The 24,647-nt window shown below is 61.0% G+C and carries 27 protein-coding genes and 1 tRNA gene; 17 read left to right on the top strand and 11 right to left on the bottom strand.

Going from position 1 to position 24,647, the window contains the following annotated elements; genetic code table 11:
* The first annotated feature begins 7 nt into the window (after nt 1–7).
* The 4 genes from RPG13_RS02355 (at nt 8) to RPG13_RS02370 (ending at nt 3,804) form a co-directional block, all read left to right on the top strand.
* On the top strand, nt 8–925 hold the full coding sequence (locus RPG13_RS02355; RefSeq protein WP_126104712.1) for a site-specific tyrosine recombinase XerD: 918 nt from the start codon (nt 8–10) through the stop codon (nt 923–925).
* Nucleotides 926–1,024: 99 nt separating this feature from the next.
* The gene (locus tag RPG13_RS02360) at nt 1,025–1,975 is read left to right on the top strand and encodes an acetyl-CoA carboxylase carboxyltransferase subunit alpha (RefSeq protein WP_095485922.1); all 951 of its coding nucleotides are present in this window, start codon (nt 1,025–1,027) and stop codon (nt 1,973–1,975) included.
* Between the two features lie 198 nt (nt 1,976–2,173).
* Nucleotides 2,174–3,502, top strand: a complete 1,329-nt coding sequence (locus RPG13_RS02365; protein ID WP_095485921.1) for a L,D-transpeptidase family protein — start codon at nt 2,174–2,176, stop codon at nt 3,500–3,502.
* A gap of 11 nt (nt 3,503–3,513) precedes the next feature.
* A complete protein-coding gene (locus RPG13_RS02370) occupies nt 3,514–3,804 on the top strand; it encodes a sulfurtransferase TusA family protein (RefSeq protein WP_095485920.1) in 291 nt (96 codons plus the stop codon).
* Nucleotides 3,805–3,818: 14 nt separating this feature from the next.
* Here RPG13_RS02370 and RPG13_RS02375 read toward each other — a convergent pair whose 3' ends face one another.
* Together RPG13_RS02375 and RPG13_RS02380 are read right to left on the bottom strand one after the other, a co-directional pair.
* Complete coding sequence (locus RPG13_RS02375) at nt 3,819–4,934, bottom strand: CobW family GTP-binding protein (protein WP_095485919.1); 1,116 nt, start codon at nt 4,932–4,934, stop codon at nt 3,819–3,821.
* A 4-nt stretch (nt 4,935–4,938) separates the two neighbouring features.
* The gene (locus tag RPG13_RS02380) at nt 4,939–6,111 is read right to left on the bottom strand and encodes a D-alanyl-D-alanine carboxypeptidase family protein (protein WP_337124327.1); all 1,173 of its coding nucleotides are present in this window, start codon (nt 6,109–6,111) and stop codon (nt 4,939–4,941) included.
* A 230-nt stretch (nt 6,112–6,341) separates the two neighbouring features.
* On the opposite strand from RPG13_RS02380, the gene RPG13_RS02385 reads away from it, so the two are divergent.
* Nucleotides 6,342–7,505, top strand: a complete 1,164-nt coding sequence (locus RPG13_RS02385) for a M20 aminoacylase family protein (RefSeq protein ID WP_095485917.1) — start codon at nt 6,342–6,344, stop codon at nt 7,503–7,505.
* Between the two features lie 101 nt (nt 7,506–7,606).
* On the opposite strand, the gene RPG13_RS02390 is transcribed toward RPG13_RS02385, so the two are convergent.
* Nucleotides 7,607–7,753: a hypothetical protein gene (locus tag RPG13_RS02390; protein ID WP_337124328.1), complete on the bottom strand. Its 147-nt coding sequence runs from the start codon at nt 7,751–7,753 to the stop codon at nt 7,607–7,609.
* Between the two features lie 78 nt (nt 7,754–7,831).
* Nucleotides 7,832–8,131: a DUF768 domain-containing protein gene (locus tag RPG13_RS02395; RefSeq protein ID WP_095485916.1), complete on the bottom strand. Its 300-nt coding sequence runs from the start codon at nt 8,129–8,131 to the stop codon at nt 7,832–7,834.
* A gap of 235 nt (nt 8,132–8,366) precedes the next feature.
* Here RPG13_RS02395 and RPG13_RS02400 point away from each other — a divergent pair.
* Nucleotides 8,367–8,443 (top strand) — tRNA-Arg (locus RPG13_RS02400).
* 269 nt (nt 8,444–8,712) lie between these two features.
* On the opposite strand, the gene RPG13_RS02405 is transcribed toward RPG13_RS02400, so the two are convergent.
* Complete coding sequence (locus RPG13_RS02405; protein WP_127205110.1) at nt 8,713–8,943, bottom strand: hypothetical protein; 231 nt, start codon at nt 8,941–8,943, stop codon at nt 8,713–8,715.
* A gap of 803 nt (nt 8,944–9,746) precedes the next feature.
* Between RPG13_RS02405 and RPG13_RS02410 the strand changes: the two genes are divergently transcribed.
* Nucleotides 9,747–9,965, top strand: a complete 219-nt coding sequence (locus tag RPG13_RS02410) for a Flp family type IVb pilin (RefSeq protein WP_292670693.1) — start codon at nt 9,747–9,749, stop codon at nt 9,963–9,965.
* Between the two features lie 373 nt (nt 9,966–10,338).
* Here the strand turns inward: RPG13_RS02410 and RPG13_RS02415 are convergent, their stop codons facing one another.
* Genes RPG13_RS02415 through RPG13_RS02435 form a run of 5 tightly spaced genes read right to left on the bottom strand, consistent with a single transcriptional unit; the run spans nt 10,339 to nt 14,800 of the window.
* Entirely contained in the window at nt 10,339–10,863 is a 525-nt protein-coding gene (locus tag RPG13_RS02415) for a prepilin peptidase (RefSeq protein WP_292670691.1), read from the bottom strand.
* A gap of 9 nt (nt 10,864–10,872) precedes the next feature.
* Nucleotides 10,873–11,418 carry a tetratricopeptide repeat protein gene (locus tag RPG13_RS02420; protein WP_442921323.1) on the bottom strand — a complete coding sequence of 182 codons (546 nt, stop codon included), beginning with the start codon at nt 11,416–11,418 and terminating at the stop codon, nt 10,873–10,875.
* Between the two features lie 56 nt (nt 11,419–11,474).
* Nucleotides 11,475–12,425 (bottom strand): type II secretion system F family protein, encoded by a 951-nt coding sequence (locus RPG13_RS02425; protein ID WP_292670687.1) that lies wholly within the window; start codon nt 12,423–12,425, stop codon nt 11,475–11,477.
* Between the two features lie 18 nt (nt 12,426–12,443).
* Entirely contained in the window at nt 12,444–13,415 is a 972-nt protein-coding gene (locus tag RPG13_RS02430; RefSeq protein WP_292670685.1) for a type II secretion system F family protein, read from the bottom strand.
* Entirely contained in the window at nt 13,415–14,800 is a 1,386-nt protein-coding gene (locus RPG13_RS02435) for a CpaF family protein (protein WP_292670683.1), read from the bottom strand. Before RPG13_RS02435 ends, RPG13_RS02430 begins: the two co-directional genes overlap by 1 nt.
* Before the next feature lie 525 nt (nt 14,801–15,325).
* On the opposite strand from RPG13_RS02435, the gene RPG13_RS02440 reads away from it, so the two are divergent.
* The 10 genes from RPG13_RS02440 to RPG13_RS02485 all read left to right on the top strand — a co-directional run bounded on the left by RPG13_RS02440 (nt 15,326) and on the right by RPG13_RS02485 (nt 23,518).
* Nucleotides 15,326–15,544, top strand: coding sequence for a Flp family type IVb pilin (locus RPG13_RS02440; protein ID WP_292670680.1), 219 nt, complete (start codon nt 15,326–15,328; stop codon nt 15,542–15,544).
* Between the two features lie 97 nt (nt 15,545–15,641).
* Nucleotides 15,642–16,682: a Flp pilus assembly protein CpaB gene (cpaB, locus tag RPG13_RS02445; protein ID WP_337124329.1), complete on the top strand. Its 1,041-nt coding sequence runs from the start codon at nt 15,642–15,644 to the stop codon at nt 16,680–16,682.
* Between the two features lie 43 nt (nt 16,683–16,725).
* Nucleotides 16,726–18,171, top strand: coding sequence for a type II and III secretion system protein family protein (locus RPG13_RS02450; protein WP_292670677.1), 1,446 nt, complete (start codon nt 16,726–16,728; stop codon nt 18,169–18,171).
* Nucleotides 18,158–18,445 carry a hypothetical protein gene (locus RPG13_RS02455; RefSeq protein WP_337124330.1) on the top strand — a complete coding sequence of 96 codons (288 nt, stop codon included), beginning with the start codon at nt 18,158–18,160 and terminating at the stop codon, nt 18,443–18,445. Before RPG13_RS02450 ends, RPG13_RS02455 begins: the two co-directional genes overlap by 14 nt.
* Nucleotides 18,446–18,505: 60 nt before the next feature.
* A complete protein-coding gene (locus RPG13_RS02460) occupies nt 18,506–20,038 on the top strand; it encodes a TadE/TadG family type IV pilus assembly protein (protein WP_292670672.1) in 1,533 nt (510 codons plus the stop codon).
* A gap of 5 nt (nt 20,039–20,043) precedes the next feature.
* Nucleotides 20,044–20,568, top strand: coding sequence for a TadE/TadG family type IV pilus assembly protein (locus tag RPG13_RS02465; protein WP_337124331.1), 525 nt, complete (start codon nt 20,044–20,046; stop codon nt 20,566–20,568).
* Nucleotides 20,569–20,570: 2 nt separating this feature from the next.
* Nucleotides 20,571–21,206: a TadE/TadG family type IV pilus assembly protein gene (locus RPG13_RS02470; RefSeq protein WP_292670668.1), complete on the top strand. Its 636-nt coding sequence runs from the start codon at nt 20,571–20,573 to the stop codon at nt 21,204–21,206.
* Nucleotides 21,203–22,369: an AAA family ATPase gene (locus tag RPG13_RS02475; protein WP_337124332.1), complete on the top strand. Its 1,167-nt coding sequence runs from the start codon at nt 21,203–21,205 to the stop codon at nt 22,367–22,369. Before RPG13_RS02470 ends, RPG13_RS02475 begins: the two co-directional genes overlap by 4 nt.
* A complete protein-coding gene (locus RPG13_RS02480) occupies nt 22,350–22,934 on the top strand; it encodes a L,D-transpeptidase (protein ID WP_337124333.1) in 585 nt (194 codons plus the stop codon). The genes RPG13_RS02475 and RPG13_RS02480 overlap by 20 nt, the downstream gene beginning before the upstream one ends.
* Entirely contained in the window at nt 22,931–23,518 is a 588-nt protein-coding gene (locus tag RPG13_RS02485; protein WP_126104686.1) for a hypothetical protein, read from the top strand. Before RPG13_RS02480 ends, RPG13_RS02485 begins: the two co-directional genes overlap by 4 nt.
* A gap of 454 nt (nt 23,519–23,972) precedes the next feature.
* Here the strand turns inward: RPG13_RS02485 and RPG13_RS02490 are convergent, their stop codons facing one another.
* On the bottom strand, nt 23,973–24,611 hold the full coding sequence (locus RPG13_RS02490) for a hypothetical protein (RefSeq protein WP_337124334.1): 639 nt from the start codon (nt 24,609–24,611) through the stop codon (nt 23,973–23,975).
* Nucleotides 24,612–24,647 lie beyond the last annotated feature (36 nt).

A 24,647-nucleotide genomic window follows, 5' to 3' on the forward strand; every position in this document is an offset into this window, starting at 1 on the left:
CAGAGAAATGAACAGCGCAGCCCGCATCGAAGCCTTTCTGGAAATGATGAGCGCCGAGCGGGGCGCAGCCGAAAACACGCTTTCCAGCTATCGCCGCGACCTCGAAGACGCTTCGGCCGAGATCGATGGCGGGCTTGCGGGCGCCGCCGCCGGCGATATCCGCGCCTATCTCGACGATATCGCCGCGCGCGGTTTTGCCGCCACCTCGCAGGCACGCAAACTGTCGGCGATCCGCCAGTTCTTTAAGTTCCTTTACGCTGAAGGCCTGCGCCGCGACGACCCGACCGGAACCCTGGACAGCCCGAAGAAGGGCCGGCCGCTGCCGAAGACGATGAGCGAGGCCGACACCGGCCGGCTGATCGACCGTGCGGCGCAAGAGGCAGCTGACGCCTCGCTGAACGATGGCGACAGCCTGGCGGCGCTGCGCCTGCATGCACTGGTCGAGGTGCTCTACGCCACCGGCCTGCGCGTTTCCGAACTGGTCGGCCTGCCGGTGACGGTAGCGCTGCGCGACGATCGTTTCTTCATGGTGCGTGGCAAGGGCGACAAGGAACGCCTGGTTCCGCTGTCGGCAAAGGCGCGCATGGCGATGCGGACCTGGCTCTCTGCCCGGGCAACGGTGCCGGCTCTCGCAGACAGCCCATTCCTGTTTCCGGCAGCAGGCGATAGCGGCTATCTCTCCAGGCAGGTCTTCGCCCGCGACCTGAAGGGCCTTGCGGCGCGGGCCGGCATCGCCTCGGCGAAAATATCGCCGCATGTGCTGCGCCATGCTTTCGCCAGCCATCTCCTGCAGAACGGCGCCGACCTCAGGGCCGTGCAGCAGTTGCTTGGCCATGCCGATATTTCAACGACGCAGATTTACACGCATGTGCTGGAGGAGCGGCTGGTGCGGCTGGTCAACGATCATCATCCGCTTGCCGACTAGGCGTCATATCGCTATGTGAGGACCACGTTCCATCGCCCGGAGCCTCTATTTCCTGGGTTCCGCCAGTCATTGCCTCCCGGTCTATCGGTCCGCTCAAGAATGTACAATTACCTCGATTTCGAAAAGCCGGTCGCCGATCTCGAGGGCAAGATCCTCGAGCTGAAGAAACTCGCCGAGAATGGCGAGGCGGTCGATGTCGGCGATGAGATCAGCCGTCTTGAGAAGCGTTCGCGCGACGCCCTGCGCGACGCCTACAAGGCGCTGACCCCGTGGCAGAAGGTGCAGGTGGCGCGCCATCCGGACAGGCCGCATTGCATCGACTACATCAAAGGCCTGTTCAACGATTTCACGCCGCTTGCCGGCGACCGCAATTTCGGCGAGGATCAGGCGATCGTCGGCGGCTTTGCCCGCTTTCGTGGCGAGCCGGTGGCGATCATCGGCCAGGAAAAAGGTTCGGACACGGCCAGCCGGCTGAAGCACAATTTCGGCTCGGTGCGACCGGAAGGCTACCGCAAGGCGGTGCGGCTGATGGAACTCGCCGACCGTTTCAACATCCCGTTGCTGACGCTGGTCGACACGGCCGGCGCCTATCCCGGCGTCAACGCCGAGGAGCGTGGCCAAGCGGAAGCCATTGCCCGCTCGACATCGGCCTGTCTCGGCCTGAAGGTGCCGTCGATCTCGGTGGTCATCGGCGAAGGCGGGTCGGGCGGTGCCATCGCCATCGCCACCGCCAACCGCGTCTACATGCTCGAGCACGCCATCTATTCGGTGATCTCGCCGGAAGGCGCCGCTTCGATCCTGTGGCGCGACACCACCCGCTCGAAGGATGCAGCGACCAATATGAAGATCACCGCCCAGGATCTGCTGGAGCTGAAGATCATTGACGCCATCATTCCCGAACCGCTGGGCGGCGCCCATCGTGGCCCGGAAGCGGTCATCGCCGCCACCGGCGACCTCATCGCCAAGACGATGAAGGAATTCTCCGGCGCCAACACCGATTTTCGTGAGCAGCGCCGCGAGAAATACCTGGCTATGGGGCGAAATCTTTAGCAAGACGAGGTTCGGCGCCGCAATGTGGCGAGATTGAGCACGTCCGCCACAAAAATGCCGCGGCATTCGGTTCAATCAAATTGCCGTAAGGGGATGCGCCCGGCGCTTGCGGTAAGGAATTTTCAAGGTTAACGGGCTTAGGGTTGGGCCTGGCGGCGCTGATGCCTGCGGTCCGAAAGAAAAGACATAGCCATACCCATGTTTGCCAAGCTCGCCCGCACCGGACTTCTGATTGCCGCGATAGGGGTCGCCGGCTGCAATGATTCTTCGATGAAGGATTTTGCCCCCCAGGCCAACAAGCCGCTGCCCGACAAGATCCTGGCCGGCATGAAGGCCAAGGGCATGACCCGCACCTCGCCGGTGATGGCCCGCATCTTCAAGGAAGAGGGCAAGCTCGAAATCTGGAAGGCCAAGACCAACGGCCGCTACGACTTGGTCGCCAGCTACGACATATGCAAATGGTCGGGCAAGCTGGGTCCCAAATTCACCGAAGGCGACCGCCAGGCGCCGGAAGGCTTCTATACGGTCCGTCCGGCGCAGATGAATCCGCGGTCGAGCTACCACCTTGCCTTCAACATCGGCTATCCCAACGCCTACGACCGCGCCAATGGCCGCACCGGTTCTCATCTGATGGTCCATGGCGCCTGCTCGTCGTCGGGCTGCTATTCGATGACCGACGCGCAGATCGAGCAAATCTACGCCTTCGGCCGCGATGCGTTCCAGGGCGGGCAGACCGAATTCCAGATCCAGGCCTTTCCGTTCCGCATGACCGCCGCCAACATGGCGCGTTATCGCAAGGATCCGAACTACGAATTCTGGAAGATGCTGAAGGTCGGCTACGACAATTTCGAGATCACCAAGGTGCCGCCGAAGGTCGACGTCTGCGAGAAGCGCTACGTCTTCAACCAGGTCGCGGCCGACGGCGCGACATTCGATCCGGCCGGCGCCTGCCCCACGACGACGCAGCCGGATTCGTTGAAGAGCGCCTTCAATGCCTACCAGAGCACCTACGAAGCGGCTTTCAACGGCGCGGTCAAAGCCAGCGTGCCGGCCCCCAAGCCAACCATCGCCGGCATCAAGGAAGCCAGCATCGTTTCCGAGTGGTCGAAAAAGCGCGCCCGTGGCGAACGCGTGCCGATCGAGCCGCCGTCGTTCAACGCCGACGGCTCGGTGACAGAGACGGCGCGCATGGGCCGCATCGATTCGCCGGCCGGCCGGAAGATGGCCGCGCTGGATGCGGAGAAAGCCGCCAAGCAGAAGGCCGAAGAGCAAAGGCTTGCCGCCATAGAGGCGGCCAAAGCCGAGAAAGAGGCGGCCAAGGCTCAGGCTCTGGCCGAAACGGAAGCGGCCAAGATTAATTCGCTGGCCGAAGAGGGGGATGCCGTGGCCGCGGCCGAAGCGCCTGTCGCCACCGCGACAATCGCGTCGCCCCAAGCTGCCGCCCCGGCCGAAACGCAGGCGGCCAATGCCGATCAAAGCAGGGTGACAAAGCTGAAGAACAAACTGCTCGGCATGTTCGGCGGCTGAGGTTCTCGCGCTTGGCCAAGCCTACTTCCGTCTATGACCTCAAGGGCCTGAACTGCCCCCTGCCTGTGCTGAAAGCAAAAAAGCGGCTGGCTGCGATGCGGCCGGGCAGCAGGCTCTGGCTGGAAACCACTGACCCGCTGGCCGTCATCGATATTCCTGCTTTCTGCACCGATGCCGGCCATCGCTTGGTCGAAACGGCAGCGGTTTCGGGCGCCCATCGCTTTCTAGTCGAGCGCGGCGAGCAGTCGCTAGACCATGATCCCGAAAAGTGGAATCCGGTTTTCGGAAAAGATCGTGGTTAACCAATAGGTTAAAATCAACGCCCGGCGATGGCCAGCGGGTTGTTTTCCAGCGCTGCGCGGTCGGGTGTGTCTATCGACGGCCGGTTGGTGAAGGCGGCAAACAGCCGGCGGACATAGTCCTCCGGCATGTCGAGCGTGATCAGCACCAGCCTTGTGCCGCGTTGGCCGTCCGGCCAGGACGGCAGCCGCGCCGGCGGATGCAGGATCTTCTGCACGCCGTGGACGACCAGCGGCCGCGCCGGGTCTTCCAGCAACTCGATGACGCCCTTCATGCGCAGCAGGCGCTCGCCATGCGCCGATCGCAACAGGTCGAGGAACATCTCGATCGCCGAAAACGGCACCGGCCCGTCATGAACGAGCGAGTAGGAGCGCACGCGGGAATCGTGCCGATGGTCGCTATCGTGGTCATGGCCATGGTCGTCGTGGTCATGGTCGCCATGGTGGTGATCATGGGCGGCTTCCTCGCCGAGCCAGCGTTGCACCTCGGCGGACTTGGTGGCTGGGTTGTAGAGGCCGCAATCGAACAGCGCCGCTACATCGGTCCTTTTGTCACCGGCCTCGAGCAGTTCGGCACCCGGATTGATCTGCCGCAGCCGGGCCCGCAAGGTCTCGACGTCGCGCGGATCGGTGACCAGATCGGCTTTCGTCAGCACGATGCGGTCGGCGACGGCCACCTGCTTCACCGCCTCGACATGGGCGTCCAGCGTCGCATTGGCGTTGACCGCGTCGACCAGCGTGATGACGCCGTCGAGCCGAAAGGCCTGGACCAGCGCCGGATGCGCCATGATCGACTGCAGCACCGGCGCCGGATCGGCGAGGCCGGTGGTTTCGATGACGACGCGGGCAAGCCGGGCGATACGGCCGGTCTGCAGCCGGTCGACGAGATCAGCCAGCGTGTCGACCAGCTCACCGCGCACCGTGCAGCAGAGACAGCCGTCGGAGAGCTGGATGATGCCGTCGGAGGCCTGTTCGACCAGGAGATGGTCGATTGCCACCTCGCCGAACTCGTTGATGATGACGGCGGTATCGGCGAGTGCTGGATCCCTGAGCAGCCGGTTGAGCAGCGTCGTCTTGCCGGCGCCGAGAAAGCCGGTCAGCACCGAGACAGGGATTGGGAAGCCGCTGCTCATCAGGCTAGTTCAAGGCCTTGGCGGGCTGGCCGCCTTTGGCCGCCGTGGCGGAACCGATAACTGTGGGCTCGGCACCGGGCGGCGTCGGCAGGTCGGGGCGCCAGCTCGGCAACGGCACGTCGGCATATTCCCGGCCCGATGTATCGAGCATCGCCTTCGGCTTCGGCCCGGTGGCGCCGCCAAGGCCGACGGCGACCAATGTCGGCACATGGTCGAGCTTTTCCCGATAGGGCGATTTTGGCGCATCCTTATCGCCGACGGGGACGGCAGCTTCCGACTGCTCCTTAGCCGGCTTCTTCTTGCAAAGCTCGTCACGCAGGTCATTGACCGATGTCGTGTCGCCATAGGCAGGCAGCGCCGCGACCGTGACCCAGTTCGGCTCTTGCGCCGTGAAGCCCTGGTCGAGCAGTCTCGCCGTGGTCTCGGCGCGGGTGATGGTCGACTGTTCGCCAAGCACGACGGCGACCAGCGTGCGGCCGTTTCGCGTTGCCGAGCCAATCATGTTGAAGCCCGAGGGGCAGACGAAGCCCGTCTTCATGCCGTCGGCGCCCGGATAGCGGCCGATCAGAAGATTGTAGTTCGAGATCTGCTTCTTGCCGACGGCGAGGCCCTCGATCGAGAACCATGGGGCATATTGCGGGAATTCCGTGCGGATCGCCATCACCAGCAAACCGAGGTCGCGCGCCGTCGTATACTGGTCCGGCGAAAAGAGCCCGTTCGGATTGACGAAATGCGATCCGGTCATGCCGAGCCGGCGTGCCTCGGTGTTCATGCGTTCGGCAAAAGCGGCTTGCGAACCGCCGATGTTCTCGCCGACGGCCATGGCGACGTCATTGGCCGATTTGACCAGCATCATCTTCAGCGCATTGTCGAGCCGCATGACCGAGCCCGGCTTGAAGCCCATCTTGCTTGGCGGCTCGCCAGCGGAACGCTTCGTGACCTTGATCGGCGAATCGAGCCGGACCTCGCCGGCCGCGATGGCGCGGAACGTCACATAGGCGGTCATCAGCTTGGTCAGCGAGGCAGGATACCAGCGCTTGAAAGCCTCCTGATGCTGGAGGATCTTGCCATTCTCCAGGTCGAACACGATCGTCGGATTGGCGAGAGCCGGCCCGGCCAGCAGCGGAAGCGCCACCGCGCCCGCCAGCAATAGTCTAGGGAAATGCCTGTACCGCATGTGAAATCCGAAATCGCCTCTTGCCGCAGTCGCCTCTGGCTCCGTAAGATTTGTTACGCGATCGCCAGCATAGTGATCCGGCCCTCTATCCGGATCCCGATCTTGCGGTGCTATTTACCCTATGTGACGTCAAGATGGCAAAGTGCCTGAATGACAATTGTAAAACAGTAGGCACAATTGCAAAAGCAGCAGGCAGAACCCGTCTGCTCCAACAGCGAGATGGAACCATCATGCCGATCCTGAACCGCGCCGCCGAAATGCAAGACGAGGTCGCCGGCTGGCGCCGCCATCTGCACCAGACGCCAGAGCTGAATTTCGACGTCTTCAAGACCGCCGCTTTCGTCACCGAGAAGCTGAAGGCCTTCGGTTGCGACGACGTGGTGACCGGGCTCGGCAAGACAGGCGTCGTCGGCATTATCCGCGGCCGCCTGGGCGAAGGCACGACCATCGGCCTGCGCGCCGACATGGACGCGCTGCCGCTCAATGAGATCACCGGAAAACCCTATGCCTCGACCGTTCCGGGCAAGATGCACGCCTGCGGCCATGACGGCCACACCGCGATGCTCTTGGGTGCTGCCAAATATCTTGCCGAGACGCGCAATTTCGCTGGCTCCGTCGCGGTGATCTTCCAGCCGGCCGAAGAAGGCGGTGGCGGCGGCAACGAGATGGTCAAGGATGGGATGATGGAGCGCTTCGACATCTCCAAAGTATTCGGCATGCACAACATGCCGGGCCTACCGGTCGGCCAGTTCGCCATCAAGCCGGGCCCGATCATGGCGGCCACCGCCGAATTCACCATCACCGTCAAGGGCCGGGGCGGGCATGCGGCGATGCCGCACGGCACGATCGACCCGATCGTCATCACCAGCCAGCTCGTCGGTGCTCTGCAGACGATCGCCTCGCGCAGCACCGATCCGGTCGAAGCTGTCGTGGTATCGGTAACGAAATTCCACGCCGGCGACGCCTACAACATCATTCCCGAGAGCGCCGAGATCGCCGGCACCGTGCGCACGCTGAAGAAGGAGGTCGCCAGGAAGGCGGAGGAGCGCGTGCGCGCCATCTGCGAGGGAGTAGGCGCGGCCTTCGGCGCAACGATCGAGGTCGATTACAAAGCCAATTATCCCGTCACCTTCAACCATGCTGAAGAGACGGTCTTTGCCAGTGACGTCGCGGCTGATATCGCCGGCGACGCCCATGTGCACCGTGCCATCCAGCCGGTGATGGGCGGCGAGGATTTCTCTTATATGCTGGAGGCGCGGCCGGGCGCCTTCATCTTCATCGGCAATGGCGACACCGCGGGTCTGCACAACCCGGCCTACGACTTCAACGACGAGGTCATCCCGCACGGCATGAGCTATTGGGTGAAGCTGGCGGAGACGGCGCTGGCCGCCTGATGAATGTGCCTGAGCCCGTCCTCGGCTTGACCTGAGGGTGCGCTGCGATTTTGAGATGGCGACAAGGCCATCGAGCTCAGGACGTGACGATGCTCCGATCGTCACTTCCGACCGGACGGCTTCCGCGCAAGACCGAAGGCAATGCCTAGCGCAATGCCGATCCCGATACCCGCAATGATGTTGTCCAACGCGACGCCGATTGCCACGCCGATCACAATGCCGAGTGTGATGTGTTTGGCATCTATCATGCCGAGTCATGTAGAGTGGGAGGGGAGAGCCGCAACCGCTGGCCATCCGTCGGCTACCAACCGATGTTGCCTGGATCGCTACGGGCCGCTCTTCGAGTCGTCGACCTTCAACGCTTCCATGACGGGCGCCAGATCACTCTCTTCGACCGGGTCTGTAGCCTGCGGCTGTTCGCCTGTCCGGGCCTTGTGCAGGGCTTTCTCAATGGCCTCTTCGATGTCGCCGATCTCGTCTTCGCGTACCTCGTGACCATAGCCGGCCGCGTCGGCATCTTGCTCGAATTGCTGCACCAGGACGGCCACGCTCACTTCGCTCTCGGCGGGCAGATCGCCGACGTTCTCCCGGAGCCAGGTTTCAAAGAACTCTTTTGTGGCGCTCATGCGGTATCTCCTTCGGCACACTAAATCGCAGCGGTGGTCCGAAGTTCCGCTATTCCCAAATCATCTTTGCGGTCTAACCCTCCTGGATCAGTCCGTAGTGGTGAGGATCAATTTCGAATTGTGGGCAGAAGCCTCTCGACGGCTATGCTTCAACGGCCATCGTCGAAACCAGATTGATTGGATGCAGAGCGCCTCTTGGCGAAACGGTTCGAAGCGGTTATGTGTCGGGCCGCGTGGTCCCGTAGCTCAGTAGGATAGAGCGGCAGATTCCTAATCTGTAGGTCACAGGTTCGATTCCTGTCGGGATCACCATAGTTTTCAACTACTTTGCGAGCAATCGCCGTACTTTTTTTGCTAATTAAGTGCGACGAATTTCATAGGCTTTCAGACTTTGGGCGCGCATACCCCAAGTACGAGTGGAGAAAATGCCGGCCGCAGAAGCGCAGGACGCCCTTGCGCGACATGGCGGACTAGCATGGAAGCCCAGGAGAACATCTATAACACCTGGGCCTCCTCAAGCTGGTTCGCATGGCTATTGAACAGACCTGCCGGCCGGCGTGCTGCCGAGCGCGGAAGCCGTGCTACTGCCCTACGGCCGCGAGTCTGTCCATGAAGGCGAAGCCCTTGCCAAAGCCATCATTGAGACGGTTGAAAGGCTGGCCCGATGATTCGCCTTGAATCAGTGCTGCGATGAGGAGCGAGCAATCGAGCTCCTCCGGAAACGAAACATTTAAGTCACTCTGAGTCGCCATACGAAGCGACCTCAATCTTGCTGTCTTCGCGGCGCGTTCGGCGCGCTCAGCCTCAGCCATCACCTTCGCGGAGCGCCTAACTGTGCTATTTCCCAGCCAACACATCTATTCGATCCAGTAGAATTCCGATGCCCCGGTCATGCCCTGACTCATTGAGATTGTCGCCGCTCATTGTGATGAAGCCGGTTCGATCGGTGAGGTTAAGATCCGCGTGCCGTCAGGCGCAGGCCGATCGCCTTGGCAATAGCCGTTGGCTTGGCGCGCGCCGCCAAAGCCGACCCTTGGCTGCTCACTGGACTCCAATCGGCAACGGACGCATTGTTGCCTCGGGGAGTGGGAGGAGTGGGCAAATCTCGCTACGACAATCGCTCGGGCCAGTGGCGAAAGCGCGCTAGACACCGCCGACGCTGGCAACCTTCACGCAATGCAACTCGGTGGGCGTCGATTGCTGCGGCAAGCGCAACCCTGATCGGCCTGATCGCCCTCAAAGGCGGATATCCTTAGGCACACTGCAAACGTTCATTGCCACCACCATTCGCGATCGCGGGCTAAAAAATGCGGAAAGTAGTCGTCTCTCTGGGTGTGCTGCTAGTTATAGCGGCGGGGGCGATTGGCGCGATGTTCGCTACCTCGACAGGGGTTCTCTATCATCAGGCGAAGAGCCCAGCGGGTGGATCCACCTGCCACTATTTCACAGGAAGAGGCACGTTCACGACGCCTAGCTATGCGGTGACTGGTTGCCCGCGGTTTATCAGCATTGGGTTCTAGGCGGCTCTAGTCCCTCGTTCGAATGATGCTATTGCATTAGCTCTCGCGCATTTTACTCGACCGACGTCGACACGTCGGGTTAACAGGGGAAGTCCATGGACACACTCATGACGACGGCCCGGCAGTTTTGCCAAGACGATTCAGGCGCTGCCATGGTCGAATATTCGATCCTTGTCGGCATTATCGCCGCCGCTGCAATTCTCGCGATCCTCGCGATCGGAGGCTGGGTCACCGGGCGTTTCACCGGCTTGTGCGCTGCGTTGGAAGCCTCGCCACTCGGCGCCTGCGACGTGACGACGGGCGTCGGAACTTGACGCGTTTGGGTAGCAAGTTCTGCTTCTTTCCCTTTGGAGAGGCTAGCTACTTGTTACCGCATAAGAAGGGCTGGCACGTCGCGCCGGCCCTTTTCTATTCTACACGAACGATTACAGCAACCAGCGCATCAAAACCGGCAGACGAGGTTTCCTGCACGTTATAGATGGCAGTGGCACTCAGGCCAGTTGCATGGCCGCGGCCGTCCGCATGGCAGCCAACGTGCCTATCGGCTGGCCTTCAGCGCCCACCGAGACTCCAGAGAATGACATAGCTCCTGTCGATGGTTCGACCCCGCATGCGGCGCGCCGCTCGTGACCGCAATTCAAGCACTTCGCCGGTTCAGTCATCGAAAGGATTTTCGTGCGATACATTTCAGGCTGGTACTCCGCCTTGCACCATCATGTTTGAATAAATCTGAAACACTATCGTGCAGATCGCTGCGAGCGAGATCGGCACGCCAAACGGCACAACGCCTTTGCGATCCAGGTGCTGAACATACAGGCGAAAGACGCCTTGCGGCAGCATGAGCGGATATTTGACGACCATCGCCGTGGCGAAAGCGAAAACCAGCAGCAGCACTGAAAATACGACGAGGCCGCTGCCGCCGATCAGCAACGGCACCACCGCCATCAGCTTGACATCGCCGGCCCCGATCTTGCGCATGGCCCAGAACGGAAACAGCGCGACAAACAGCAAAACACCGGCAAGCGCGCTCAGGCCCATGTCCCACCACGACCCGGATTGCACCGACAGGAGCTGCAGCGAGCCCAAACCCAGGCAAAGCAGCAGCAGCACATTCTGGTTGGATATTTTCTGGGTGGTGAAGTCGAGCCAGGCAATCCTTGCCAGCAAAGGGATCGCTAGCCCCTTCAGCAGCAGCGATGCGGCGAGCAACATGCTGTCGCCTTACCGCTCGAGATTCTTCACGCTGGACGACAGGAGCTTCAGATTGTTGGCCACGGTCGGATCGTTGGGCGCCAGCTCATAGGCCTTGAGGAAACTGCTGCGCGCGTCCTGCAGCTTGCCGCGCAGCAGATAGGAATAGCCGACATTGTTGTAATATTCGGGCGTCCCGCCGACCAGTCGGAAGGCCTGGCGATAGGCCAGGTCGGAGAGGTCGAAGCGGCGGATGCGATCGCTGGAGGCGGCCAGGCCCATCCAGGCACCACCATCATTGGGTGCCAGCTGCGTCGCCTTGTAGAACAGGGCGCCGGCATTGCCGTAGTTTTCCGCGCGGAACTGGTTCTTGGCTTCGGCAACAGCCTGGTCCGAGGCATAGTACTCGACGTCGCTGACCGTCTTCAGCCCGTCGAAGGCATCGCCAAAGGCTGTCACGTCACCTTTCGAGGGCTCGTTGGTGCGGACGACGCCGTTGGTATCAGCCGTCTGACAGCCGGAAAGCACGATAAGCAGCAAACCGGCTACGGCTGCGAGGCGCATTGGCCCTGTCATTTCGTCCCCCAAAGAGTTCTCTCCGACTCTGTATTTCGACCAAAGCACAGACGTGCCTAGAAGAAAATGCCCCTCATTCGAATGATCACCGGTAACATGATGACCATCAACACGACCGGGAAGATGCAGAGCCCCAATGGGATCATCATCTTGACCGGCAATGCATTGGCGCGCTCTTCGGCACTCAGGATTCTCTGGCTGCGCATTTCGTCGCTGTAGACGCGCAAGGCTTCCGTAAGACTAGTGCCAAGTTCTTCCGACTGCCTGAAAAGCACAGCCAGCGCCCGCGCCTCGTCAAGACCAATGCGGTCGGCGAGTTCGCGCAAGGCCTCGCGCAATGGCTTGCCGGCGCGCAACTGCAAAGTCATGATCGAAAGCTGGATGCCCAGCCATCTGTGGGTGCCGGCCAGTTCACCGGTGACACGCTCGACGGCCGCCTCGAGGCTCATGCCTGCGTCGGCGCAGGTTATCATCATGTCCATGAAATCGGGAAAGCCACGACGATAGATCCGCTTTTGTGCCTTCTCGAAGCGATCGAGCATGACGCTTGGAACCACGATGCAGGCGAGCCCAAACAAAGCAGAACCGGCAAAGGCTATGAAAGCGGGCAATTCAGGCGGGAGGACTCGTGACAGTAGCGCATAGGCCGCCAGAAAGCCGACACAGACCGCGCCAAGCCGCGACAAGGTGTAAATGAGTGGAGCGCTTGACTGGTAAAAGCCGGCGCGAAAGAGCTTCGCGTCCAAGGCGCTAGGCTCGTCCCGCTCCTTTTCGATAGATCGAAAATATGCGTCCACTGGCCGCTGCGCTGCGATCTTGGCAAGCTGCTCCTGTCCAACGAGCGAACGGCGATCGGCAATACCTTCGGCCATCAGGCTTTTTGCGACCAGCTTCCGCGTCTGCAGCGCCGGCAAGAAGACGAGCGCGCCGAACAGAAAAAGTGCCACCGCCGCCACGAAGACGGCAATGGAAACCAAGACACTCAGATTCTGAACGTTCGAAAACAAGTTATCCTTCGCTCCTGTTCAGAAATCGAAATTGACCATTCGATACATAATGAAATCGCCTAACAGCGCCCACGACCCGAAAATCAGGAACACAGGCATGATGACCGGATTGTTCCAGACGGTTCCGTAGTAGGCTGGGGCAAGTATCTGAAGCACCAGGAACATCGCGACCGGGAACAGTGAGATGATCCATGCCGACACGCGGCCCTCGGACGAAAGCGCCCTGATTTTCATTCGCAGTTTCTGCCTCTCGCGCAACACTGACGACAAATTGTGTAGAATTTCGGTGAGATTGCCGCCGGTCTTGGATTGAATGGACAGCGACACCGAAAGCAGATGAAGACCTTCAAAGCCTACGCGTTGTGAAAGCTTGCGGACGGCTTGTTCAATACTGAGTCCAAAGGTGATTTCATCGGAAACGATGCCGAATTCGGTGCCGAGCGGATCAGGCATTTCGCGGGCGACGAGACCAATCGCCACCGAAGCCGGATGTCCAGCGCGCAGCGAACGAACGATCATGTCCAGCGCATCCGGGAGCTGTTTGGCGAATTTCTGAATTCGCTTGCTGCGTGCGCGGCGAAGAACCAGAAGCGGCAGCACAAATCCGACCACCGCAAACACAATAGACGACACCAATGTCGAGAAGCCCAGAAACATCGAGAGCAGCAACGCCAGTGCCAGACCTGCTAGAAGGAACTTCGCGGCGAAAGACAGCGGATTCCCGGTAATGCCGGACTGTGTATAGAGCCTGTTCAGCCAGATCAGGCCAAACAGAAAGTCGCCCGAGTCCGTCAGCCCGCGTTCGCGCAGCAATCCTTGCAAGGTCAGTTCGGCCGGAACGTCATCAACCAGACGCTTCATCCGGCGGTTAATCGTGCTGACTCGCGAGCGGCGCTTGACAAGGGAAAAATACAGGGCCTCACCAGCGAGAATCGTCGAGGCGGCCGCGAGCACATAAATGAAGTAGAGCAAAGTCTGACCGGTGGGCATCAGAGCGCAACCTGCGGATTGAAGGCGTCCTTGGCAAAATGATGGCCGAGCGTCGCCGCCTCCGGGGCAAAGCGTGGACGGATGCCGGTAGCGCGGAAATCGCCGATGATCTTGCCCTCCGGCGTCACCTCCCGGCGGACGAAATTGTAAATCTCCTGAAGCTGGACGACATTGCCCTCCATGCCGGTCAGTTCGGAGATTGAAACGACGCGCCTGCCACCGTCCGAAAGACGCTGCGTCTGCACGATGATGTCGATGGCCGACGCGATCTGCGCTCGAATGGACTCATGGGTCATCGGCATGCCGGCCATGCCGACCATCTGTTCCAGCCGCGATATTGCATCGCGCGGCGTGTTGGCATGGATGGTGGTCATCGAACCTTCATGGCCGGTGTTCATCGCCTGCAGCATGTCGAAGGCCTCCTCGCCGCGCACTTCGCCGACGATGATGCGGTCGGGCCGCATGCGCAGCGCATTCTTCAGCAACTCGCGCTGACGAACCTCGCCTTTTCCCTCGACATTGGGCGGACGCGTCTCCAGCCGGCCGACATGCGGCTGCTGCAATTGGAGTTCGGCGGCGTCCTCGATGGTGATCAGGCGCTCCCTGGCCGGGATGTAGCTCGACAGCGCGTTGAGCAATGTCGTCTTGCCGCTGCCGGTACCGCCCGAAACCAGGATCGACTTGCGTGCCTGCACCGCGATCCGCAGCAGGTCGATCATGGGCTGGCGGATTGAATTGAACACCATCAGGCGTTCGAGCGAATAGGGATTCTTGGAGAATTTGCGGATCGACACCAGCGGCCCATCGACCGAGATCGGCCGCACCGCGATGTTGACGCGCGAGCCGTCTTCCAGGCGCGCATCCACCATCGGCGCCGATTCGTCGACGCGTCGGCCGATTGCCGAAACGATCTTGTTGATGACGCGCAGCAGGTGCGCCTCGTCGCGGAAGCGGATCGCCGTCTCCTCGATCACGCCGCGCCGCTCGATGAAGACGCGCTTGTGGGTATTGATCAATATGTCGGTGATCGAGTCGTCCTTGAGCAGCGGTTCTATCGGCCCAAGGCCCAGCATCTCGTCGGCTGTCTCACTGGTCAGCCTGTCGAGCTCACGCGCGTTCAGCGGTACAGCGCGAGCACGAACGAACTCGCGAACGATTGGCCGGATTTCGTTCAGGATCTCATCCTTCGATGCCGTTTCAAGCGCGGCAAGATTGAACCGGTCGATCAGATGGCGGTGAAGCTCGACCTTGAGCGTCAGGAAACCGTCACCTTCCGATTCGATGTCGGCTGCAAGGGAAAGCGCCGCGACTGGCAACGTCACGATCGGCTCAACCTTTGGCTCGACCCGCGGTTCGCTTGGCCCCTTGGTGAATCGGCCCAACATGATGCTTTTTCCCCGTTTAATCCCCACGCTGAAACTAAGCGTTAACCACAGATGGCACAAGCGCCAGCCGCACACCATGCAATTTAATACTTCAGACATAGTTAAGATCAAGCATCAGAAAACGCGACGTTTATTTGGTCAGCGACGCTGTCCTAATGGAACACGAGGATCGCTTCTCAATGCCAAGTGCCTTTTTTGCCACAAAGGCGTCACGGAACCCACCTAAGCCCTTAGATATAAAGGAATATGCACTGCCGCTAATGCTGCCCCACTTCTGCCATACCCGCGGCCAAATTGTGAACGAATGGTTAAGACGGGTTGAAAAACGAGCCGAATCAATGTTTTGGTCCGCTTCAGATCGGAAATATTCTTGCCAAACCATGTATAGGAAAGTTAAGAAACCCTTAATCCCGTTTGACTCTGATTTTCGTCGGGACTTAGATCGAGATGACGGGGGATGCTTGGGTATGGATTTCATCCTTGGCTCGTCTCGTCGGGTTCAAACCTCCAAAGGGAGAAATTGGCATGAAGAAGCTCATGACGATGACCCGGCAGTTCCGCGACGACGAAAACGGCGCTGCCATGGTCGAATATTCCATCCTTGTCGGCATTATCGCCGCAGCAGCGATACTTGCCATCCTGGCGATCGGCGGCTGGGTCACGGGGCGTTTCACCGGCCTGTGCGCCGCGTTGGAAGCCTCGCCGCTTGGCACCTGCAACGTGACCAACGGCACAGGCACCTGATCGCCTGATCACGCTCAGGCCCGGGTCCCATCCGATCCGGGCCTGAATCCAATCGCGACGGGCGAATTCCCGCACTTTAGACTTGGGGCTTGGGGCTATGCGCGCGAATACACTTATCATGATCGTTCTTGCGGGCGTGTTCGGCGTCCTGGCGGTGGTACTCGCCAATGTCTGGTTGGCCAGCCAGCGTAGTGCCATGGCAGAATCAAACGGAATCCAGCGCGATACGGTTGTGGTGGCAGCGGTGGCGCTGAAATTCGGCGACACTCTGTCGGCCGACAAGCTGCGTGAGATCGCCTGGCCTGCGGGTGCCATTCCGGCCGGAGCTTTCAAGACAACGAAGGAGGCGCTGGCAGGCGAAGGCACCAGGCAGGCGCTGCAGGCGATCAGCGCCAACGAGCCTGTTCTCGCCACCAAGATCACCGGCCCCGGCCAGCGGGCCACGCTCTCGGCGGTGCTCGGCGAAGGCATGAAGGCCGTCTCTATCAGGGTCAACGACGTGCTCGGCGTCGCCGGATTTGTCTTTCCCGGCGATCGTGTCGACGTGCTGCTGACGCGCACAATGCGCGGCGATGGCGGCGCGGATAGGAGCTTTGTCGACGTACTGCTGCAGAGCATGAAGGTGCTCGCCGTCGACCAGGTTGCCGACGAAAGCACCGACAGTCCGACGGTGGTGAAGTCGGTCACGCTCGAGGCCAGCACCAGGGACGCACAGAAGCTGACCTTGGCCGCCGACGCCGGCCAGTTGTCGCTGGCGCTTCGCCAGGCAGCCGCCAGCGAGGGCGAGACGACCGAACGCGTCACGCTTTCCGACCTGACCGGCGACACGCCGGCCGACGTCGCCGCCAGGCAGGCCGAACTCGCCAAGCAGGCAATAGCCGAGGCTGAGGCCGCGGCCGAGCGCAAGCGCGCGGACGACAAGATCAATGGGCTGACCCAGGCCGTGGAACGGGTGGGAAGCAGGCTCGACCTGTTGAGCAAGGCAAAACCTGCTCCGGCAGTGGCCACAGCACCCCAGATGCAAGAAGTGGTTAAGGAAGTGATCAAATATGTGCAGCCGGAGCCGCCGGCGCGTGCGACAATCGGCGTCTTCAGGGGTGTTAAGCTCGAATCTTACGACGTGCCGCGACAAAAATAACGCTAGGGTATTGCCGAACGAGTCGGCAAGGGGGGTAGTCTAGATGCGTATGTTCCGGGGACCACTGGCGGCTGCTGCGCTGGCCTGTTCGGTCATGCTGCTGCCGATCGACCTTGCTGCTCATGCAGCCGACCGCAGAATCGATGTATCGAACCCCAGCGTCCATCGTGTTTTCCTGCCCATGTCGCAGTCGGTGACGATCCAGGTGAACGCCACGCTGGGCGACATCGTCGTCGGCGACGAGAAGATCGCCGACGCCCAGCCAATGACCGACCGAACGCTCTATGTCATCGGCAAGAGCGCCGGCACCACCACCGTCAATCTCTTTTCAGAAGACAAGCGCTCGCTTGGCGTGATCCAGATCGAGGTCGGCGTCGACGTGAGCGACATGGCGCAAGCGATCCGGCAGGTCGCGCCCAGGTCGCGCATCGATATCGGTTCGATCAACGGCAAGATCAGGCTTGGCGGCCATGTCAAGGACGGCGCCACGCTGGCGGCGATCATGCAGGTCGCCCAGCAATATGGTCCCGACGCGATCATAAACGCGGTGACGGTCGACGACAGCCAGCAGGTAAACCTCGAAGTGCGCGTGCTGGAGGCCAAGCGCAATGCCGGCCGCGATCTTGGCGTCTCAATCAGGAGCACCAACGGCAGCGGCACGACCCGCACAGGAACGGGCATAGCCGCCGTCGACGAGGACAATGTGGTGCTGGGGCCGGGCAATCTGCTTACCGGCCTTCTTTCGAACACCACCCCGTTCGCGGCGCTGATCACTCGCGTCATCGACAGCAACATCAAGGTCGACCTGATCATCGAGGCTCTCGAGGCCAAGGGCGTGGTGCGCACGCTTGCCGAACCCAATCTCACCACTCTTTCCGGTGAGGTCGCCAGCTTCAATGCCGGCGGCGAAGTGCCTATCCGCACCGACGAGGGTGATGGCGAGATCTCGGTCGAATACAAGCAGTTCGGTGTCAATCTGCTGTTCACGCCGGTCGTGCTCGAAGACGACAAGATCAACATCAGGCTGGCGCCGGAGGTCAGCGACCTCACCGGTTTTACCACCGCCGGCGACCCGATCTTCACCAACCGCAAGCTGTCTACCGTCGTCGAGTTGCGCGACGGCCAGAGCTTCGCGGTCGGCGGGCTTTTGTCCAGCAAGAACACCAAGATCCAGAGGCAGGTGCCGTGGCTCGGCCAGGTGCCGATCGTCGGGACGCTGTTCCGGAATTCGAGCAACCAGAAGGAAGAGACCGAACTGGTCGTGATCGTGACGCCGCGTATCGTGCGGCCGGTAAAGCCTGGCGAGCAGCTGGCGACGCCGTTCGACAAGACACGGCCCGCCAACGACCCGGAGCTCTTCATTCTCGGTCAGCTCGAAGTGACCAAGGACATGGTGCGCAAATATGAGCTCGGCGAAGGTGTGGTCGGCCCCTATGGCCACATGCTCGACCTGAAATCCAAGGACAAAATGATCTATGTCAAGAAATAGCGCCTTGATCCTGTTTTTGTGCGCCGGCGGGCTGACGGGCTGCGCCGCCGACTACCTGAACAATTACGAGACGGTGACACTGGCTGCCGGCGACACGCAGAAATACAATTCGCTGCTGCAGACGGTCGATCCGCTCAATCCAGCATCGAAGAACACGGCGATCGAAGGCGATGGCGCGCGCGCTGCCGCTGTTGCCCAGAGTTACAAATTTCCACCGCCGCCACCGCCGCCGCCGGCCATCACGGTCAATGTCGGCAACACCGGGGTTGAATAGAAGGATGCGGGTTCAACGTCAGGCAAAGCGACTGGCGTCAGGGGAGCTAAGAGTAAGGTCATGCTGCGGATTGTTCGCGCGTTCTGGCACGATCAGAGGGGAATAGCGCTGATTCTCGTCAGCGTCATGCTGCCGGCGATCATCGGCTTTTCCCTGCTGGCAATCGATATGAGCCGGGTCAACAACCTCCACAACGATCTTCAGAAGGGCGCTGACGCGTTTGCGCTCGCGGCGGCAGCGGAACTGGACGGAAGCAGCGGTTCCTGGGCGCGGGCCGAACGCGCCATGGCGACGCTCGTCGACAATGAAAGCAACTTCTCCACGGCAGGCAGGGTCCCTCTGACCTCCGGTCAGCCGGGAGGCACACAGCGCTGCAACAGTGCTGGCAACATTTCCTGGTGCTTCCTCAAAGCGATCCCTGCCAACGACGGAACCAAGATTACAACCGCCAATCAGGCCAACTATCTTGCAGATGCCAACCTGGCTGTCGGACAGGCGGAAACACGGTTCATCCAGGTGACAGTCGCTCCCCAAGGGTTTGCCGCGATCTTTCCCGCCTCATTTGTGACATCCGGCGCCAGCGACAGCTTCAATGTCGGGGCGGTCGCGGTAGCGGGCTTCACCTCCGGCGTCTGCGATTTTACGCCTGTTTTTATGTGCAATCCCTATGAAATGGTGAACGGGACAAACAATGCCGGGGGTTATACACTTGAGCAGGCCGTTGCCAATCCGGCCGTTCGTCGCCGGCTGATCGAACTGAGGAAGGTCGGAAATGGGGCTGCGGCCGGCCCGGGCAATTTCGGCTTCCTCGAGCCTCCGCCAGATGTGGGAAATGGTGCCCAAGCGCTGGCTCAGACAATCGCAACGTCGACGCCGATCGGCTGTTACAATTCCGCGAACGTAACGACGAAGACCGGTCAGAATGCCGGCCCAGTGCAAGATGCCTTCAACGTTCGTTTCGGGATTGGAGCTAACGGCAACCACTTCAACAGCCCAGCTTACGGTCCCGCCGCCAATGTCCGAAAAGGGGCAATACAGACCACAGGCAGCGCCAATCAATGCGCTTCCATGAACCAGCTTTCGTTCACCGAAGCAGGAACGATGGGCCTTCCGCGGGACGCGACCACCCCGTATCTGGGCGGCAGGATGGGCGACGGAAATTGGGATTTCGCCGGCTATTGGAGCACCAATTTCGGGTCCGCTGCCTATCCAGCGTCATGGGACACGACCAAACCGACGCGCTATGAGGTTTATCGTTACGAGATATCGGCCGGGTTGGTGGGGACCGCATCGACCGGTGGAGAGATCGGAACGCCGTCCGCAGCTTGCCAACCGCCTGTCACGACGGTCGATCGTCGATTGCTTTATGGCGCGATCCTCAACTGCACTGCACTCGAAGCTGCGGGCAACGGCCTGTCCGGCCACAGCACCAATCTGCCGGTCGAAGCCTTCGGCAGTTTCTTCCTCACTGAACCCGTGCCGTCAGCATCAGAGGATGCTTCGGTCATGGTCGAACTGGTCGACGTAACCGGCGGTGCCGGCCAAGGTACGCTCGACAATTTCCTTCGCGACGAAGCCCAGCTCTACCGGTGATGGCGATGATCGAAGCGCTGTACCATCATCTCCACCGATTTCGACGCGAGCAGCGCGGCACGGCGCTCGTCGAAATGGCGCTGATCGCGCCGCTGATGCTGATCCTGTCGGCGGGCGTGTTCGAGTTCGGCAATATGATCCACAAAAAGCTGCTGATGGAGGCCGGCCTGTCGGACGCGGCACGCTTTGCCGCGCGCTGCAACAGCCAGTTGTACACCAAGGCCGGGCTGACGATCAATTGCGCCGATACTGCCACGAACATCGCGGTGTTCGGCAATGCTGCGGGGACAGGGAATGCGCGCATCGTCGGCTGGCAGAAGGCGAATGTGACGGTGACCATTGCCGCCTCAGGCTCATGCCGTGAGGCGGTGGTCGCAGGTGTCACCCTATATCGCGCTACCACTGCCCAGGTCTGCATCGTCAGGGCGGCGGGGACGTTGGCCTATGGTGGCATCGGAATGCTGTCTCTGGTCCGCAATGGCCCCATGACGCTAAATGCCTCTCACGAGGAGCGGTTGATCCGGTTCTGATCATGATCAGGGGTTTCGCAAAATCGGAAGGCGGCGCGACGACGGTGGAGATGGCCATCGTATCGACACTGCTGTTTACCCTTGTTCTCGGCTTCGTCGATTTCGGTTACGCCCTTTATCAGTGGAACGCCGCCAACAAGGCCGTGCAGCTCGGCGCACGTCTGGCCTCGATTTCCGATCCGGTTGCCACCGCGCTAGCTACAGCCGCCCCGACGACGACACCGGGCGCCCCGGTGGTTGCTGCCGCTTATGGACCCTTCGTCTGCACATATACCGCCGGCACGGGCGCTTGCAGCAATGGCGGCACATTCAATGCCGCCAATTTCAGCCGCATCTTCCGCGGCGATACGGCAGTCACTAATGACGACGCCTGTGTCCCGTTGGCGACAGACCAACGGCCGGGTATGTGCCATTTCTTTCCTGGCCTCCGGCGCGACAACGTCGTCATCACCTATTCCGCCACCGGCCTGGGCTACCAGACTCGGCTGGGCGGACCAGTGCCGACGATCACTGTCAGCCTTCAGAACCGGGCCTTCCAATTTTTCTTCCTCGGCGGCCTGCTTGTATGGGGAAACCTCCCCATGCCCTCGATGCTCAGCACGGTCACGGGCGAAGACCTGAGGAGCACATCCCCATGAATGCAATCAACACCAAGGTTCTGCCGACCAAACGAAAGCAGGTTGCGCTGTTCTCGTCGGATCCGCAGTTCAAGCGCGAGGTGGCGACGCGGCTCGATGCGCTGGCGATCTACGATGTCAGGATTTCGGACACGGCTGACTTCCTCAAGGGCCCGCCCGCTGAGACGCGGCCGGGCATCGTCATCCTCGACCTGGCCAATGGCGAGTTGCTCGGCGAGCCCGGCATCGTCGCGGCGCGCGCCTTGTGGGCATCCGTGCCGCTGATTGCGGTCTCCGACGAGTTGACCTCCGAGAAGACGCGCATCCTGGTTCGCATGAACGCCTCGGACTGGCTGCACAAGCCGCTCGACGCCAAGGAACTGCTCAACGCGGTCACCTTCCACGACACCGGCAACCAGGGCACCAAGAGCCGCATCATCACTTTCATCAGCGCCAGCGGCGGCGCCGGCGCCACGACGCTCGCTCTGTCGGCGGCGGAGTTCCTGGCGTCGAAATCCACCGAACGGGCGGCTTCGACCTGCCTCGTCGACCTCGATTTCCAGAGCGCCAATTGCGGCGCTTATCTCAACCTGTTCAACCAGTTCGATCTGGCCGGCATCATCGGCCAGCCTGAAAGGCTCGATGTCGAACTGATGGATGTCATCAGGCTTTCGCGTCCGTCCGGCCTGACCCTCTATTCATTCGAGAGGCCGCAGCTGCCATTTGAGCCGCAGGGCGCCGATTTCGTGTTCCGGCTGTTGGACCTCGTCGCCTACCGGTTCGACGACATCGTCATAGACCTGCCGAATATCGAAACCCCCTGGCAGAATTCCGTGCTTTCGACGAGCGACGAGATCTTCATCGTCTTCGAGCTCAACGTCGCCTCGCTGCGGCAAGGCAAGCGGCTCTACACCAAGATCCGAGAGCTGCGCGGCAATTCGGTGAGCATCACGCTGGTCGCCAACAAGCATAAGCGCAAATGGTTCGGCAACCATTTTTCGCGCAGCGAACTCGAGAAGATCTTCAAGGCGCCGCACATCAAGTCGGTCGGGCTGGACAATGCGCTGCTGACCGACGCGCTGAACCGGGCCATCCTGCCTTCCGAAGTGGACGGGCGGGCGCGCTTCAACAAGGACCTGAAGCGGATGTTCAAAGAGCGGCTCGATGACGCAGCAGCCCGGTAGATATCGCATCGTCCCGAGGCTCGCCGGCGCCTGCATCATCGGCCTTGCCTTGGGCATGCCGGCCTGGGAATTCGCCCAAGCCCGGTCGGACCGGCCGCCGCTGCCCGCGATGGGGCCTAGCCTGCGCAAGGCGGTTGCTCTCCAAACCGTGGAACAGCCCGGCACGATCATCATCCGCAAGGACGAGAAGGCGCTCTATCTGGTCACCCGGCAGGGCCAGGCGCTGCGCTACCAGATCAGCGTCGGGCGCGACGGCTTTGGCTGGACCGGCATCGTCAAGGTCGGAGCGAAAACGGAGTGGCCGGAATGGCGCCCACCCAGGGAAATGCGCGCCCGCCAGCCGGAGCTGCCGGAAATGGTGCCCGCCGGTCCCTACAATCCACTCGGCGCCAGGGCACTCTATCTGCTGCGGGACGGGCGCGACACACTCTACCGCATCCACGGCACCAACGATCCCAAGGGCATCGGCTTCGACGGAACATCGGGATGTTTCCGTCTTACCAACACCGATGTGATCGATCTCTTCAAGCGCGTCTCGGTCGGCGCAAAGGTGGTGGTCCAATGACGATGATCAGCGACCCGGATATACCGGCAATCGACATTGGGCCGGCAACCCACACTGAAGAGCAAGCTGCAGTTGGGAAACCGAGCAATGCAAGGATGCTCGGCGTTGTCGCCGTCGGCGCCTTGCTGATCACGGCGGTGAACATAGCGGCCGCGGTCTATTTCTACCGCGGCATCAACGATCTGCGCCTTGTCGAACGGCGGCTGGAACAGCTCGGATCATTCGAGCAACGGATCGCGGCCCGGCTCGATACGGTCAACAACGGCTTCCAAAGCCGGTTTGAAAAACTGGACAGTCAACTGCAGGGCAGCTTCAACGAAGTCAAAGGCAGCATTGCCCGGCTTGAACAGGAGCTGCCCCTGGACAGTGACGACGACATGTCGAGCATCGCGGAGCCTTCCGTGATCACGACCAGCACCATGGCGGAAGCAGCCACCGATCTCGAAGAAGCGACCGAACCCAGTATCGTCGAAGCGCCGCGCCCGCCCAAAAAGAGGATCGCGGCGCCGCCCCCTCCCCCAAACTCGTCCTACCAGCGCATCGTGCAGCCTGACGGCAAGGTCCACTACAAGAAAATCAACTAGAAGCGACAGACATCGAGAGACGGGTTTTTTGCGTTCAGCTGCGTGCAGAGCTGCCGTCGTCTTGTTGGCAATGCCGATCGGGAGCGCGACGGCTACGACCTGCTACCATGTAGTCAATGTCGACTTTTGGGATGTTCTCTATATCCGATCGCAGCCAAGCCACCTCTCCAAGGCTACGGGCGCAATCGCTAGCGATCACAACGGCATCATCGTGGCCACAGGCCCATGCCGGCCGGCCGGGGCGGACCGAAAGCGGCAATGGTGCCCGGTCACCTACTATCCGTTGCCGTCAGTGAGTCTGGACGGCTACGTGAAAGCCCATTTCGTGAAAACCACGGCGTGTCCCGGGTCCTAAAGCGCGTCGCGTTTGAATGGATTCATGCGACGCGCTTTAAGTTCTTGTTCTCATGCATGTCGTTATCGCAAACCGCTGCGCACTTTTGCGCGACATGCATTAGAAATCCCGCTGCAGAGCAATAAGCCGTACGGCGACCGCCCGGGAACGCTGTCGCGCTTCGCTGAGAAACGCAACATGACAGTAGGCGCAGGCCGCAGTGCCCAGAAGCAGCACCAGGCTGTTCTGCCAGGTGAAGTCGAGCATCAGCGAGAATGGATGGCCGCTCGGCGCGGTGAATGCCGCGATCGTGCTCGCTGTTTCAGAATGGCTGCTGGAAGCCATCATCAACCCGGCGAAAAGCAAAGCGGCGTGGTTGGCAAGGAAGAAGAACGCGGCCGATTTTCGCGTCCGGCAAGCCATCCAGCAGAGGATCGATGCGGCGGTCAGGATGGCGGCATCAAGGACCATTGAACCGCCCAGATAAAGGTCGACCTGCTGCCAGAACATCGTCGCCAAAGGGCGCAGTTCAAGCCAGATCCGCCACAGGGCGGGGCTGGCCGGATAGCTTCCGAGCAGGAACGTCGCTGCCCGCTCCCCTGCCAGAATGAGAAGAATGAGAGCCGGAAAGGCAAAAAGCAGTAGCGACTTGCGCGTCATGTTCCCTCGCCAATCGATAAGCAGAATAGGCTGCAAAGATTGCGCGAAGCTTAAGGAAGGCGGCGAACAGCATTGATCACAGGCGCAGGCGCAGCCCACAACCGTGGCGAGCCGCCCGTTTATGTGCCATTTTTG

Source organism: Mesorhizobium sp. ISC15, assembly GCF_037162615.1.
GTDB classification, from domain to species: Bacteria; Pseudomonadota; Alphaproteobacteria; order Rhizobiales; family Rhizobiaceae; genus Mesorhizobium; species Mesorhizobium mediterraneum.